This window comes from Variovorax sp. OK605, assembly GCF_900115445.1.
Taxonomy (GTDB): domain Bacteria; phylum Pseudomonadota; class Gammaproteobacteria; order Burkholderiales; family Burkholderiaceae_C; genus Variovorax.
On sequence record NZ_FOWL01000007.1, the window covers coordinates 12604 to 26214 of the forward strand.

General features: G+C 66.4%; 12 protein-coding genes. 6 read left to right on the top strand and 6 right to left on the bottom strand.

Annotation, left to right across the window (positions count from 1 at the left end; translation table 11 throughout):
• Window positions 1-15: 15 nt before the first annotated feature.
• Entirely contained in the window at window positions 16-978 is a 963-nt protein-coding gene (locus BM013_RS18825; protein WP_093129173.1) for a Bug family tripartite tricarboxylate transporter substrate binding protein, read from the bottom strand.
• A gap of 193 nt (window positions 979-1171) precedes the next feature.
• Window positions 1172-1630, bottom strand: coding sequence for a PaaI family thioesterase (locus BM013_RS18830; protein WP_256221553.1), 459 nt, complete (start codon window positions 1628-1630; stop codon window positions 1172-1174).
• Window positions 1631-1779: 149 nt separating this feature from the next.
• Between BM013_RS18830 and BM013_RS18835 the strand changes: the two genes are divergently transcribed.
• From BM013_RS18835 to BM013_RS18845, 3 genes are all read left to right on the top strand, one after another.
• Window positions 1780-3333, top strand: coding sequence for an acetate--CoA ligase (locus BM013_RS18835; RefSeq protein WP_093129174.1), 1554 nt, complete (start codon window positions 1780-1782; stop codon window positions 3331-3333).
• 63 nt (window positions 3334-3396) lie between these two features.
• Window positions 3397-4536, top strand: coding sequence for an FAS1-like dehydratase domain-containing protein (locus BM013_RS18840; RefSeq protein ID WP_093129175.1), 1140 nt, complete (start codon window positions 3397-3399; stop codon window positions 4534-4536).
• Window positions 4537-4635: 99 nt separating this feature from the next.
• Window positions 4636-5850: a CaiB/BaiF CoA transferase family protein gene (locus BM013_RS18845; RefSeq protein ID WP_093129176.1), complete on the top strand. Its 1215-nt coding sequence runs from the start codon at window positions 4636-4638 to the stop codon at window positions 5848-5850.
• 159 nt (window positions 5851-6009) lie between these two features.
• Here BM013_RS18845 and BM013_RS18850 read toward each other — a convergent pair whose 3' ends face one another.
• The 3 genes from BM013_RS18850 to BM013_RS18860 are packed head-to-tail and all read right to left on the bottom strand — an operon-like array spanning window position 6010 to window position 8929.
• Window positions 6010-7068, bottom strand: coding sequence for a beta-keto acid cleavage family enzyme (locus tag BM013_RS18850; protein WP_093129177.1), 1059 nt, complete (start codon window positions 7066-7068; stop codon window positions 6010-6012).
• 46 nt (window positions 7069-7114) lie between these two features.
• Window positions 7115-7957 (bottom strand): TauD/TfdA dioxygenase family protein, encoded by an 843-nt coding sequence (locus BM013_RS18855; protein ID WP_093129178.1) that lies wholly within the window; start codon window positions 7955-7957, stop codon window positions 7115-7117.
• A 3-nt stretch (window positions 7958-7960) separates the two neighbouring features.
• Complete coding sequence (locus tag BM013_RS18860; RefSeq protein ID WP_093129179.1) at window positions 7961-8929, bottom strand: Bug family tripartite tricarboxylate transporter substrate binding protein; 969 nt, start codon at window positions 8927-8929, stop codon at window positions 7961-7963.
• A 250-nt stretch (window positions 8930-9179) separates the two neighbouring features.
• On the opposite strand from BM013_RS18860, the gene BM013_RS18865 reads away from it, so the two are divergent.
• Window positions 9180-10181, top strand: a complete 1002-nt coding sequence (locus BM013_RS18865; protein WP_256220085.1) for an AraC family transcriptional regulator — start codon at window positions 9180-9182, stop codon at window positions 10179-10181.
• 60 nt (window positions 10182-10241) lie between these two features.
• Here BM013_RS18865 and BM013_RS18870 read toward each other — a convergent pair whose 3' ends face one another.
• A complete protein-coding gene (locus tag BM013_RS18870; protein WP_093129181.1) occupies window positions 10242-11300 on the bottom strand; it encodes a beta-keto acid cleavage family enzyme in 1059 nt (352 codons plus the stop codon).
• A gap of 291 nt (window positions 11301-11591) precedes the next feature.
• Between BM013_RS18870 and BM013_RS18875 the strand changes: the two genes are divergently transcribed.
• Entirely contained in the window at window positions 11592-12581 is a 990-nt protein-coding gene (locus tag BM013_RS18875) for a Bug family tripartite tricarboxylate transporter substrate binding protein (RefSeq protein ID WP_093129182.1), read from the top strand.
• A 26-nt stretch (window positions 12582-12607) separates the two neighbouring features.
• Window positions 12608-13603: an AraC family transcriptional regulator gene (locus BM013_RS18880; RefSeq protein ID WP_093129183.1), complete on the top strand. Its 996-nt coding sequence runs from the start codon at window positions 12608-12610 to the stop codon at window positions 13601-13603.
• The last annotated feature ends 8 nt before the right edge of the window (window positions 13604-13611 follow it).

A 13611-nucleotide genomic window follows, 5' to 3' on the forward strand; every position in this document is an offset into this window, starting at 1 on the left:
TGGCGTCCACCGGGCCTAGTCCGCCTTCATCCCCGATGTCCTGATGATCGGCTCCCACTTGCGGCGCTCGCCCTGCACGAAGTCGGCGAGTTGCTGGCGCGTGCCGCCGCCGGGGTCGAAGCCGTATTCCAGGAGTTGCTGTCGGGTCTCGGGTCTCTTGAGAATCCGGTTCATGGCTTCGTTCAACGTGTCCAGCACGGCCGAAGGCGTGCCGTGCGGCGCGAAGAGCGCGTTCCACGCGATCACCTCGAAGCCCGCATAGCCCTGTTCCGCCACCGGTTTCACGCCCGGCACGAGCGCGCTCGGCACCGAGGACGTCACGGCGATCGCGCGGACATGCCCCGCCTGCAGTTGCGAGCGCAATGCCGTGGGCGTATCGACCAGCAGCGGCAGCTGCCCACCGAGCACGTCGGTCATCGCAATGCCGGAGCCCTTGTAGGGCACGTAGAAGATCTTGAGGCTCGAGCGCTCCTTGAGCAGCTCGATGACCAGGCGGGCGCTCGTGCTCGGTGTTGCGATGTCGGCCGAGCGCGGATCGCTCTTGAGCGCGCCCACCAGATCGGTGATGGAGTGCATCGGCGACTTGGCGTTCACCGCCAGCACCATCGGAAAGCTGCCCGTCAGCACGATCGGCTCGAAGTCTTTCTCTGCCCTGGTGCGCACGCCGCTGTAGAGGTACTGGTTGACTGCATGCGTGGCATTGGTGCCCATCGTGAGCGTGTAGCCATCGGGCGGTGCGTCCGCGGCCAGTTCGGTGCCGAGATTGCCGCCGGCGCCCGGCCGGTTGTCGACGATCACCGGCTGCCCCAGCTCCTTGGCGAGCTGGTTGCCCAGGTAGCGCGTGGCGATGTCCGTGCCTTGCCCGGCCTGGTAGGCCACGATGATCCGGATCGGCTTGGTGGGGTAGGCCTGTGCCAGCGCGCCTTGCGAGCAAAGAGCAATTGCGCAGCCCGTGGCGAGCAGCTTCCAAAGTCTCATTCTTGTCTCCTGTGAAGGCATCGGTGCCCTGCCTGGCGCCCGTTCGACGGGTCTGAGTAGCAGGCCTGGCTCCGCTTCGGAAGCTTCATTCAAGGAGAAGGGAAGCGTCTGGAGCGGCTTGGATGAAGTATCAAATTCGCGTCAACGCTTGTCAAATACGACTTGAAGTTGTACTAAGACAATAAGACTTCTGTCAAAAGATGGCCGGAATTCGAGCAGGCCCGGAAGGCGCGTGCACCTTCATGAGTGCCTGTGCGACCAGCACTTCCTGGCCCGCGACCTGAAGCAGGCCACGCATGAACAACAAGCTGGAGGTGCGCCGCACCAACTGCGCGCGCGCCTCGATGAGCACGCCGGTTGTCACGGGTGCCAGGAACTGCGTGTCCAGTTGCACCGTCACGCAAGGCACGCGTTGCGCAGCCTCCCAGGCCACGGTGCTGATCGCGTGGTCGGCCAATGTCGCCAGCAGGCCGCCGTGCACGAAGCCGGCCGGGTTCAGGTGCGCCTCGGTCGACCAGATGCCATAGCGCCAGCCTTCGCCTTCGCGCATGGCCCAGAGCGGTCCTGCCCCCGACATGAAGGCGCCGGCCGAACGAACACGGCGCCAGCCCGCGGCGGCGAGATTTTCGGATGGATCGATCGGTTCTTCCATGAGGTGTCAGCTCCTTCGGTTGATGAAAACCTTCCGGCTTCTACACCACTCCAATATTTGCATTTGTCTATATACAAAATAGATGCGCATTTGACAATTCAAAGCCGGAAATCGCATAGTTGGGCATCGCAAGAGGACCAGAACCAACCATGACCCAACTGACCGACTACACCTCCTTCGCCGACGCAAAGGCGCATTGCTCCACGCAGAAGCTCTGGGCGCTGTTCGACGGCGATCGGGAGTCGTTCAACATCGCCCATGAGTGCGTCGATCGCCATGCGAGCGACGAAAAGGTGGCCATCGTGGTGGCGTACGCGAACGGCGGCGAAGAGGTCATCACGTTCAAGGCGCTGTCGCGTCTGTCGAGCCGCTTCGCCCACCTGCTGGTTGCGCGCGGCGTCCAGCCCGGCGACCGGGTCGCGGTGATGCTCGAGCCCTCGCTGGCCTTCTACGTGGCGATCTTCGGCGCGATCAAGACCGGCGCGATTGCCGTGCCGCTCTTCACGCTCTTCGGCCCGGACGGCATACGCCTGCGCGTCGATGACTGCAAACCGAAGATCCTCGTGACCAACGTGGAGAAGGCGCCGGTGTGCGAAGGCATCGGAGGTGTCGACGTGCTGGTGGTCGACGGCGGCTTCATGCAGAGCCTGGGTGCATTCCCCGACACCTTCGAGGTCCGGACGAACGCCGAGGACCACGCGATATTCCAGTACACGTCCGGCACCACGCGCGAGTTGCCGGCGGCCGTCAAGCACAAGCAGCGCTCGCTCGTCACGTTGATGATGGCCGCGCTCTACGGCACGGGCATCCGGCCCGGCGACCGCTTCTTCTGCCCTTCCTCTCCCGCGTGGGGGCACGGCCTCTGGCACGGCACCCTGGCGCCGCTGGCGCTGGGTGTGACGATCGGCGCCTACTCCGGCAAGTTCGACGCACAGCGTTTGCTGAAGGCGCTGCAGCGCGGGCGCTTCAACAGCATCTCGGCGGCGGCGACGCACTTCCGGATGATGCGGAATTCCGGTGCCGCGGACAAATACAAGTACTACCTCGAGAAGGTCTCCTTCACCGGCGAGCCGATGGACAGCGAGACCGAAGACTTCGTGCGCGCCACGTTCGGGCGGCCGGTGTGCAGCATGTACGGCACCACCGAGATCGGCGTGGTTCTGGTGAACTACCCCGGCGCCGCCGACTTCAAGGTGAAGCGCGGCTCGCTCGGCAAGGCCATTCCCGGTGGGCGGGTCGACGTGCAGGACCCGGAAGGCCGCTCCTGTGCCCCGGGTGTCGTGGGCGAGCTCAAGATCTGGCGCAACGATGCCTGGGTGCCCACGAAGGACCTGGGCAAGGTCGACGATGACGGCTACTTCTTTCACGCCGGCCGGGCCGACGACGTGATCATTTCCGCGGGCTGGACCATGAGCGCGGTCGAGATCGAGGACGCCGTTCTGAGGCACCCCGACGTGCGCGAGGCCGCTGCGATCGGCGTGGCCGACGAGCTCCGCGGCCAGGTGGTCAAGGCCTTTGTGGTCACCGAGCGCGAGGGAAGCGACGCCTTCACCAAGGAAATCCAGGACCTCGTGCGCAGCCGGCTGAGCCAGCACGAGTATCCGCGCCACGTGGTCTTCGTGTCGGACCTTCCCAAGACGCCCGCCGGCAAGGTCCACCGCAAGGTCCTGCGGGACCGCGAGCGCGAGCCCGCGAGCGCCTGAACCTCATCTCTTCATCCCCTCGTTCCTACATCCCATTCATTCAACACCACCAGGAGACCAACGATGTCCGTACAGAGCGAAAGAACCTTCCCCAAGATCACCGAGCGCGGCCTGGACGAATTGCGCGAGCGCATCGGCCAGAAGATCGAGAACACGCAGGAGCCATGGTGCTACGAAGCCACGCGCGACAACATCCGCCACTATGCGCACGGCATCGGTGACGACAACCCGCTGTGGTGCGATCCGGCGTACGCCGCCAAGACGCGCTACGGCAGCCTCGTGGCACTCCCGAGCTTCCTGTTCTCGACCAGCCGGATCGTCTCCGGCTATGTGGGCGGCCTGCCCGGCGTGCATGCGATGTGGTCGGGCGCCGACTGGACCTGGCACAAGCCCGTGCTGCGCAATGACGAGATCCGTACCGAGGCTTACCTCAAGGACCTGATCGAACACCAGACGCGTTTCGCGGGCCGTGCGGTCCAGCAGATCTACCACGTCGACTTCTACAACCAGAAGGGCGACAAGGTGTCCGAGGCCGACAGCTGGTGCTTCCGCACCGAGCGCGATCACGCCCGGGAGCAGGGCACCAAGTACAAGGAAGTGCGCGCGCGCACGCCCCGCCAGTACTCGCCTGAGGAGATCCAGGAGGCCTTCAAGCTCTACCGTGAAGAAGAAGTGCGCGGCGCCACCCCGCGCTACTGGGAAGACGTGGTCGAGGGCGAGGCGTTGCCTGTGATGTTCAAGGGCCCGATGACCGTGACCGGCTTCATCGCCTACGCGCAGGGTTGGGGCGGCCTGTACATCCGCGCCAACAAGATGGCCTGGAAACTGATCGACGCGCATCCCGGCGTGGGCATCACCAACCGCTTCGGCATTCCCGACGTGCCCGAGCGCGTGCATTGGGAAGAAGACTTCGCGCTGGAAGTGGGCGCGCCGGGTGCCTACGACTACGGCCCCGAGCGCACCTCCTGGCTCACGCATCACCTGACCAACTGGATGGGCGACGACGCATTCCTGCGCAAGGCCAGCTGCAAGATCCGCCGCCACAACCCCGAGGGCGACATGCTGTTCATCAAGGGCCGCGTGAAGCGCAAGTACGTCGAGGACGGCAGGCACCTGGTCGAGATCGAGCAGGAGGCGCGCAACCAGGACGACGAACTCTCCGTGCTCGGTTCCGGCGTGGTCGAATTGCCCCGCCGCGGCTAGCATCCACGCTCGGCCCCGGCCCCCGTCTGCTGCGGCGGCCGGGGCCGGGCGTGTTCCGGCGCCAGGAAAACCAACAACAGCCGACAAGGAAGACAAGCGATGCGTGGTGCACTCAGCGGCATTCGGGTGGTGGATCTGTCACGCGTGCTGGCGGGGCCGATGTGCGCCCAGATGCTGGCGGACCATGGCGCGCAGGTGATCAAGGTCGAGCCGCCCGGCGGGGACGACACCCGCACGCTCGGGCCGCCTTTCGATCGCCACGGCGACGCGTCCTACTTCAGCGCGCTCAACCGGGGCAAGCAGTGCATCGGCATCGACCTGTCGAAGCCGTCGGGGCGACAGGTGCTGGAGCGTTTGCTCGCCGATGCCGACGTCCTGATCGAGAACTTCCTGCCCGGCACCCTGGAAAAGTGGGGCATCCCCTATGAAGGATGGATCAAGGCGCGCTTTCCGCGCCTGGTCCACTGCAGCATCAGCGGCTTCGGCGCCGACGGTCCCCTGGGCGGGCTGCCCGGTTACGACGCGGTGCTGCAGGCGATGTGCGGACTCATGAGCATCAACGGCGAAAAGTCGAGCGGCCCCACGCGGATCGGCGTGCCCATCGTCGACCACCTCACGGCCTACACCGCGCTGACGGGCATCCTGCTCGCACTGCAAAGCCGCAGCGTCACCGGCGAAGGGCAGAGGGTGGAGGCCACGCTGTTCGATGCGGCGCTGAGCCTGCTGGTCCCGCATGCGGGCAACTATTTTCAATCGCATCAGGAGCCGGGCTTGCTCGGCAGCGCGCACCCCAACATCGCGCCTTACGACCGTTTTGCCTGCGAGGACGGCGACATCTTTCTCGGCGTCATGAACCGTGGCCAGTTCCAGCGCTTCTGTGGCGTGGTCGAACGGCCCGATCTTGCGTTGGACGAACGCTTCGCCGACAACGCCCGGCGCCTGCGGCATCGCGATGCCCTGCGGCACGAGATCGAAAGCGCCATCCGCCACCACGCGCGCAAGGCGCTGTGCGACGCGTTGATGGCCGCGGGCGTTCCCGCGGCACCGGTGCATTCGGTGTCGGAGGCCTTCGCCCAGCCTCACGCAACGCATCGGGAGATGGTGGTCATGCGCGACGGCTACAAGGGAATCGGCCTGACGGCCCGGCTGCACGGTACACCGGGTTCGCCGGGCAGCAGCCCCCGGCCCTTCAATGCGGACGCGGCCTGCGTCCTGCAGTCGCTCGGATTCACCGCGCCCGAAATCGATCGGCTCTTTGCCGATGGCGTCGTGCCCGCGCCGAAGCTCGATGCCGAGGGCGCCGTGCCGTCCTGAGTCGGCCGCTCCGGCGACCCGCCGTCACTGCACTTGCCGCACTTGCCGCACTGGCCGCAGTTCAGGCGGACTCTGCCGATGCAAGAGCTCTCGAGCGGCCTGCATCATCGCGTTCCCGTGTTCATGCCGAAGCCCATGTGAAACCCCATCGACGAGGAGTCACGCAGCCTTTCGCAGGAACCCCTGGTTGCCGCCGTTGCGGTTCGGCGCGAAGCCGTTGGCCAGCAGCGACTCTTCGGTGCTCTCGTAGAACACGCCGATCTTCGATATCTCGCGCGCCTGCTGCGCCGTGGCAATCGGCCGGCCGAACTCGCGCGCGATGCGCACCAGTTGCTCGATCTGCGCGACGGTGCCGATCTTGGCGGAGCGCGTCTGGTTCCACAGCACGTCCTCGGTGCCGCAGCGCACATGCAGGCCCATGGCCACGCCGAACATGTTCACCGGCAGCACGTTGCGCACCGAGCTTTCGACCGTGAGCACGGCGCCGTCGGGCACGGCACGCACGAAGTTCGACAGGTTGTAGATGTTGGGCGCGTCCATGCCGCCGCTGATGGCCACCCAGTTCATCACCAGAGGACCCTTGTAGACGCCGCGCCGCATGAGCCGCTCCACCGACTCGAAGCTGTTGATGTTGTAGCACTGGAACGCGCTCTGGATGCCCGCCGCGGTGAGGCGGCGGATGTGCTCCTCGACCCAACCGGGCTGCGCCGGCACCGTCATCTCCTTGTAGGCCTCGAAGATCGCGGGGTTCTCGCGCGAGGTGCCCTTGAAGTCGGCCAGCTCGGCGTGTTCCGTCACGTTCATCTGCGAGGTGTTGACGGTCACGGTGACCTGGTCGGGCTGCGGCTCCAGCTCGGCCAGCATGTGGCGCGTGTCGTCGCTGAGCCATTTGGCGGCCGCGCCTTCGCTCTCTGGCGCGAAGCTGATCGAGCCGCCGACCTGGATGATCATCTCGGGCACGGCCTTGCGCACGCCGGCAATGAGTTCGTTGAACTTCGACAGCCGCTTGCTGCCCTTGCCGTCGAGTTCGCGCACGTGCAGGTGCAGCACGGTGGCGCCGGCGTTGTAGCAGTCCACCGCCTTCTGGATCTGGTCTTCCATCGTGACCGGAATCTCGCCCGGAAAGTCGGAAGGCAGCCAACCCGGCGCGTAAGGGGCGGCCGTGATGATCAGCGGCTGCTGGTTTTCGGGGTACAGGTGTCCGTCGAGGAAGTTCATGTCGTTGCGTCTCGGAAGTGCGATGTGGGGGCCGGAAGGCGCGCGCTCAGTACGGCACGTCGCCGACGATGCCGGCGCGCTCCATCTTTCGCGGCGCCGGCCAGTAGTCGTTCAGCGCGTAGTGCTGCGTGCTGCGGTTGTCCCAGACCACCACGTCGCCCGGTTGCCACGACCAGCGCACCTGGTATTCGGGAATGGTGGCGCGGCTCAGCAGGTAGTTCAGCAGCAGCGCCGCACCGGGCGTCTTGTCGATGCCGTGGCGCACGTTGTCGGGCGTGCTGTAGTTGGCGAAGTGCGTGCTGAAGCTGCCGACGTACAACACCTTCTCTCCGGTCTCTGGGTGCGTGCGCACCACGGGGTGTTCCACGGGCGGGTGGTCCTGGCCCAGCTTCCTGCGGGCCTCGGGCGTCATCACGGCACCGAACGAATGCTCGATGCTGGCCTTGGCGCGCAGGTTGGCGATCTTCTGCTTGATCTCTTCGGGCAGCTCCTCGTGCGCCTGCACCATGTTCACCCAGATGGTGTCGCCGCCGATCTCGGGGCACTCGATGCAGCGCAGCACCGCGCCCATTGCCGGCGCCGGGCGCCAGAGGCCGTCGCAGTGGTAGGTGTTCTCGTAGCTGTGCTTGTTGTCGCTGCGGTAGATGCGCACGAGGCCCGGGTGCTCGGGGTCGCTGCCGACCACGGGGTGGTCTTCCAGCGGGCCGAAGCAGGTGGCGAAGGCGACGTGGTCGGCACGCGTGATGTCCTGCCCGCGGAAGAACAGCACCTTGTGCTTGAGCAGCGCGGCGCGGATCTGCGCGAAGGTGTCCGGGTTGCGCGCGGCCTCGCCGAGGTGCACGCCGGTGACTTGCGCGCCGATGGCGGGCGTGATGGGTCGGATGTCCATGGTTCAGTTCGCCTTGATGTTGTATTTCTTGACGATGGCGGCGTTGCGCTCCGACAGCGTGCGTGTCTCGGCAATCAGCGCCGGCGTGTCGATGCTGACCTCGGGCTCCAGCCCCACGTCGACGAGCTTCTGCTGCACCAGCGGCGACCGTGCGGCCTTGTCGATGGTGGCGTGCAGCTTGGCCATCACGTCGGGCGGCAGCTTGCTCGAGCCGATCACGCCGACCCAGCCGCGGAACTGCAGGTCGGGAAAGCCGAGCTCTGTGGTGGTCGGAATGTCGGGCAGGTAGCGCGAGCGCACGTTGCCGGTGAAGGCATAGGGGCGCAGCTTGCCGCCGCGGATCAGCGGCATCGAGGTGACCATGCCGTCGAACATCAAGTCCACCTGGCCGCCCAGGATGTCCTGCAGCGCCGGCGGCGAGCCCGCATAGCCCACGTGCTGCAGGTCGAGCCCGGCGCGGTCGCTGAGGATCAGGCCGGCGTACTGCGAGGTGGTGCCGGGGCTGTAGCTCGCAAAGCTCGACTTGCCCTTGCGCGTCTTCAGCTGCGCGACCAGGTCGGCGAAGTCCTTGGCCGGATACGAGGCCGCCGTCACCAGCACGATGCCCGAGCGCGCCAGCGACGCGATGGGCACCACGTCCTTCAGCGGATCGAAGGGCATCTTCACGATCTGCGGCGTCTCGGCCAGCACGTTGCTCGCGGCCAGCACGATGGTGTTGCCGTCGGGCGCGGCCTGCAGCATCGCCTGCAGGCCGATCGATCCGCCGGCGCCGGGGCGGTTCTCGACGATCACCGGCCGCCCGATGTCGATCGACATCTGCTGGCCGAGCACACGCGCGACGATGTCCATCGTGCCGCCCGGCGGCGCGGGCACGATGAGCCGCACGGGCTTTTCACCGAACGCCCAGACGCTGAGCGCCAACGACCATCCGGCCAGCGCCACGGCGGCGCGCAAAAACTGCTGAATCTTCATTTATGTCTCCGGTTCCTGGGTCTCGCACCGGTGTGCGGACGCAGTCAGTATCCGGCGCGGGGGGCGCGGGAGACTTGCTTATCGGAGACAGCAAATTGCTTTTGAGGGACAGCCATAAAGTCGCTGCTTTGGTCGCTGCTTTGGTCGCTGCCTTGGTCGCTGGCTTTGTCGCTTCAGGCGACGCGCATCAGGGAGGCGCAATGCCAGAATCGGGCCCATGAACGAGGCCTCGAGACCGATCTCCCGACTCATGCGCAGCGCGAGCCTGAACGGCTACGTCGAGCTGGTGAAGTCGCTGGGCCGCGACCCTCACGCCTTCATGCGCAGCGTGGGCCTGCATGCGAAGCTGCTGGAAGACCCCGAGACGCTGATCCCCCGCGATGCCGCGCGCGAGTTGCTCGAGATCACCGCGCGTGCCACGCACACCGAGGACCTGGCGCTGCGCATGGCGGCCCGGCGCAAGCTCTCCGCCCTCGGCCCGATCAGCCTGGTGCTGCGCGAGGCGCTCACGCCCAGGGATTCGCTCGACACGCTGTGCCGCTACCTGAAGCTGGTCAACACCTCGCTGATCATCCGGGTCGAAGACGCCGGCGGCGTGGTCGTCATCCGCGAAGACCTGCTGCCCAGCCCCGGGCTGGCGATGCGGCAGTCGGTGGAGCTGGCGGTGGGCACCATGTTCCGCATGCTGAGCGAACTGGCGGGCCCGCAGTGGCAACCGCTGGAGGTCTGCTTCACGCACCGCCCGCCCAAGGACACGAGCGCGCACCGCGCGTTCTTCGGGCGCGGCGTCAAGTTCAACCAGGAGTTCAACGGACTGGTCTGCAGGGCCGACGACCTGTCCCGGCCGCGCGAGGCCGGTGACCCGGTGTCGGCGGAGTTCGCGCGCAAATACCTCGAGGCGGCGCTGAAGGACCGCACCGAGAGCGCACAGGAAAACTGCCGCCAGATGATCCTGGCCTTGCTGCCCGGCGGCGCCTGCAGCGCACAGGAGGTGGCGCGGCTGTTGCGTGTCGACCGCCGCACGCTGCACCGTCAGCTCGATGCGGAAGGGACGAGTTTCAGCGGCCTGCTCGACCAGGTGCGCTCGGACCTGGTCAAGCGCCATCTGCGCGAGAGCGATCTGCCGCTCGGAGACATCGCCGAGCAGCTGGGTTTTTCCAGGCTCAGCAGCTTCAGCCACTGGTTTCGCAACCTCTTCGGATGCAGCGCCTCGCAGTGGCGCAAGCAGGCCGCCGACATGGCGGCGACCTGACGCCGACTGGTCGGCGATGAAGGCGCCTCAGGAACGCCTCAGGAACACTTCAGGAACACTTCAGGCCGGCTTGCGCAGGAAGCCCTGCTGCGCGCCGTTGCGGTTCGGCGCGAAGCCGTTGGCCTGCAGCGTTTCTTCCACCGTCTCGTAGAACACACCGATCTTCATGATCTCGCGCGCCTGCTGCGCGGTGGCGATGGGGCGGCCGAATTCGGTCGAGATGCGCACCAGCTGCTTGATCTGGTCGACGGAGCTCGCCTTGCCGGTGCGCGTCTGGTTCCACAGCACGTCCTCGATGCCGCAGCGCACGTGCAGGCCCAACGCAATGCCGATCATGTTCACGGGCAGCACGTTCAGCACCGAGCTCTCCACCGTGACCACCGAGCCGTCGGGCGCGGCGCGCAGGAAGTTGGCCAGGTTGTAGATGTTCGCCTGGTCCATGCCGCCGCTGATGGCCACCCAGTTCATCACCAGCGGGCCCTTGTAGACGCCGCGGCGGATCATCCGCTCGATGGTCTCGAAGCTGTTGATGTTGTAGCACTGGAACTCGCTCTGGATGCCGGCGGCCGTCAGGCGCCGGATGTGTTCCTCGACCCAGCTGGGGTTCGAGGGCACGATCATGTCCCGGTAGCTCGCGTAGAGGTTGGGGAAGCCGCGCGACACGCCCTTGAAGTCGTCCACGCCGGCGTGTTCCGTCACGTTCATCTGCGTGGTGTTGACGGTCACCGTCACCTGGTCGGGCTTGGGCGTGAGCTCGGCCAGCATGTGGCGCGTGTCGTCGCTGAGCCACTTGGCGGATTCGCCCTCGTTCTCCGGCGCGAAGCTGATCGAGCCGCCCACCTGGATCACCATCTCCGGCACGCGTGCGCGCACCCCGGCAATCAGCTCGTTGAACATCGACAGCCGCTTGCTGCCCTTGCCGTTGGCCTCGCGCACATGCAGGTGCAGCACCGTGGCGCCTGCCTCGTAGCAGTCCACGGCCTTCTGGATCTGGTCTTCCATCGTGACCGGGATGTCTTCCGGGAAGTCGGAGGGAATCCAGCCCGGCGCGTAAGGAGCGGCGGTGATGATCAGCGGCTGCTGGTTCTCGGGGTAGAGGTGGCCGTCGAGGAAGTTCATGGGGGGTGTCCAGGTTGAAGGGTGGATGTCGAGCGGGCTGCCTGACGTCGAATGCGCAACCTTCGTCGGACGGTTGCAACCACGCGTTCAGTGTCTGGGTTGTCACCGGATGAGACTTGCCAATCTGAGACATTCGTTTGTCAATTTGGGGCACTGTTTTGCGCGTCGGTGCTGTCACCTAAAGCCAAGTGCGCGACGCCCGGCGACAAGCGGCCAACGGGGCAAATCCAGAAGATGGGCCCGTCTTGCAAATTGCAGGCAGTCAACTACAACCGAGACTCACGCACCGCCATGTTCATTCATCGACTGAAACTTTCTCTCATCGTCCTTGCGGCCCTGTGCGGCCTGGGTTCGGGGCCCGCGCTGGCGCAGCAGTGGCCCGACAAGCCCGTCCGGCTGGTCGTGCCCGCGCCGCCCGGCGGCATCACCGACGCGTCGGCGCGCCTGCTGGCCGAGCAGCTGCGCACGCAGCTCGGCCAGCCCGTGCTGGTGGACAACAAGCCGGGCGGTTCCACCGTGATCGCGCAGCGATCGGTGATGGCCGCCGCGCCCGACGGCTACACGCTCATGGTGGCGCCGTCGAGCTTCCTGTCCGACATTCCTCTCGTCGTGAAGACGCCCCACGACCCATTGAAGACCTTCACCTTCATCGGTGAGGTCTCCGGCATGGTCCACGTGCTGGTGGCCAACACGAACTTTCCCGCGAACAACGTGAAAGACCTGCTGGACTACGCCAGGCAGCACCCGAAGTCGGTCAGCGTGGCCAACCTGAGCACGGGCACGCGCTCCAACCTGCTGGGCGAAATGCTGCGCGAGCGCAGCGGCGACAACATCCTGGCGGTGCCGTACAAGGGCTCGGCGCCGGCGCTGGTCGACCTCATGGGCAACCAGGTGCAGCTGACCTTCGAGGTGACAAGCAATGTGAGCTCGCTGGTGCGCAGCGGCAAGGTCAAGGCGCTGGCCGTGGCGTCGGCCAGGCGCTCGCGCTTCCTGCCCGACGTGCCGAGCTTCGGCGAACTGGGTCTGCCGGATTTCGTGATGCCCGATGCGAGCATCGGCGTGTTCGTGCTCAGCAGCATGCCCAAGGCGCTGCAGGACAGGCTGCACGCCGAAGTGGCCAAGGCCGTCGACGCGCCCAAGTTCCGCGAGGCGCTGGTCGCGCAGAACCTCGACTCGCCGCGCACCGCATCGATGGATCAGCTGCGCCAGACGCTCGACGCCACCACGGCCCACAATAAGGCCATCATCGAGAAACTGAAACTGAAGATCAGCCCCGAATGAAGTACGTGGGGCGCGCCCATGCCCCCATGAAACCCGTCGGCCGATTGATACGCAGCGCCAGTCTCAGCGGCTATGTCGAGCTGGTGAACTCGCTCGGGCGCGATCCGCACGCCTTCATGCGCACCGTGGGGCTGCGCGCCAGGCTGCTCGAAGAGCCCGAGACCATGATCCCGGAAGACGCGGTGCGCGAGCTGCTGGAGATCACCGCGCGCGCCACGCGCACCGAAGACCTCGCGCTGCGCCTGGCGGCACAGCGCAAGCTCTCGCACCTGGGCCCCATCAGCCTGGTGCTGCGCGAGGAGCCCACGCCGCGCGACGCGCTGGACACGCTGTGCCGCTACCTCAAGCTGGTGAACGCCTCGCTCATCACGAACATCGAGGACACGGGCAGCGTCGTCATCATCCGCGAAGACCTGCTGCCCAGCCCCGGCCTGCCGATGCGCCAGGCGGTGGAGCTGGCCGTGGGCATCATCTTTCGCATGCTGCGCGAGCTGATCGATCCGCAATGGCGGCCGCTGCAGGTGTGCTTCACGCACCGCGCGCCGGCGGACGCGGCGCCGCATCGGGCGTTCTTCGGGCGCAACGTCAAGTTCAACGAGGAATTCAACGGGCTGGTCTGCGTGGCGGCCGACCTGGCCAGGCCGCGCGAAGTGACCGACGAAGGCTCCGCGCGGCTGGCGCGCAAATACCTCGAGGCGGGCCTGAGGGACCGCGGCGAGACCATGCTCGAAACCTGCCGCGAACTGATCCTCGCGCTGCTGCCCGGCGGCGCCTGCACCGTGCAGGAAGTGGCGCGGCACCTGCGCATCGACCGGCGCACGCTGCACCGCCGGCTCGACGCCGAAGGCCTCACCTTCAGCCACCTGCTCGACCAGGTGCGCGGCGACCTCGTCAAGCGCCACCTGCGCGACAGCGACCTGCCGCTGGGCGAAGTGGCCGAGCTGCTGGGATTTTCGGGTCCGAGCAGCTTCAGCCACTGGTTTCGCAAGCAGTTCGGATGCAGCGCGTCCGAGTGGCGCTGAGCGGCAGC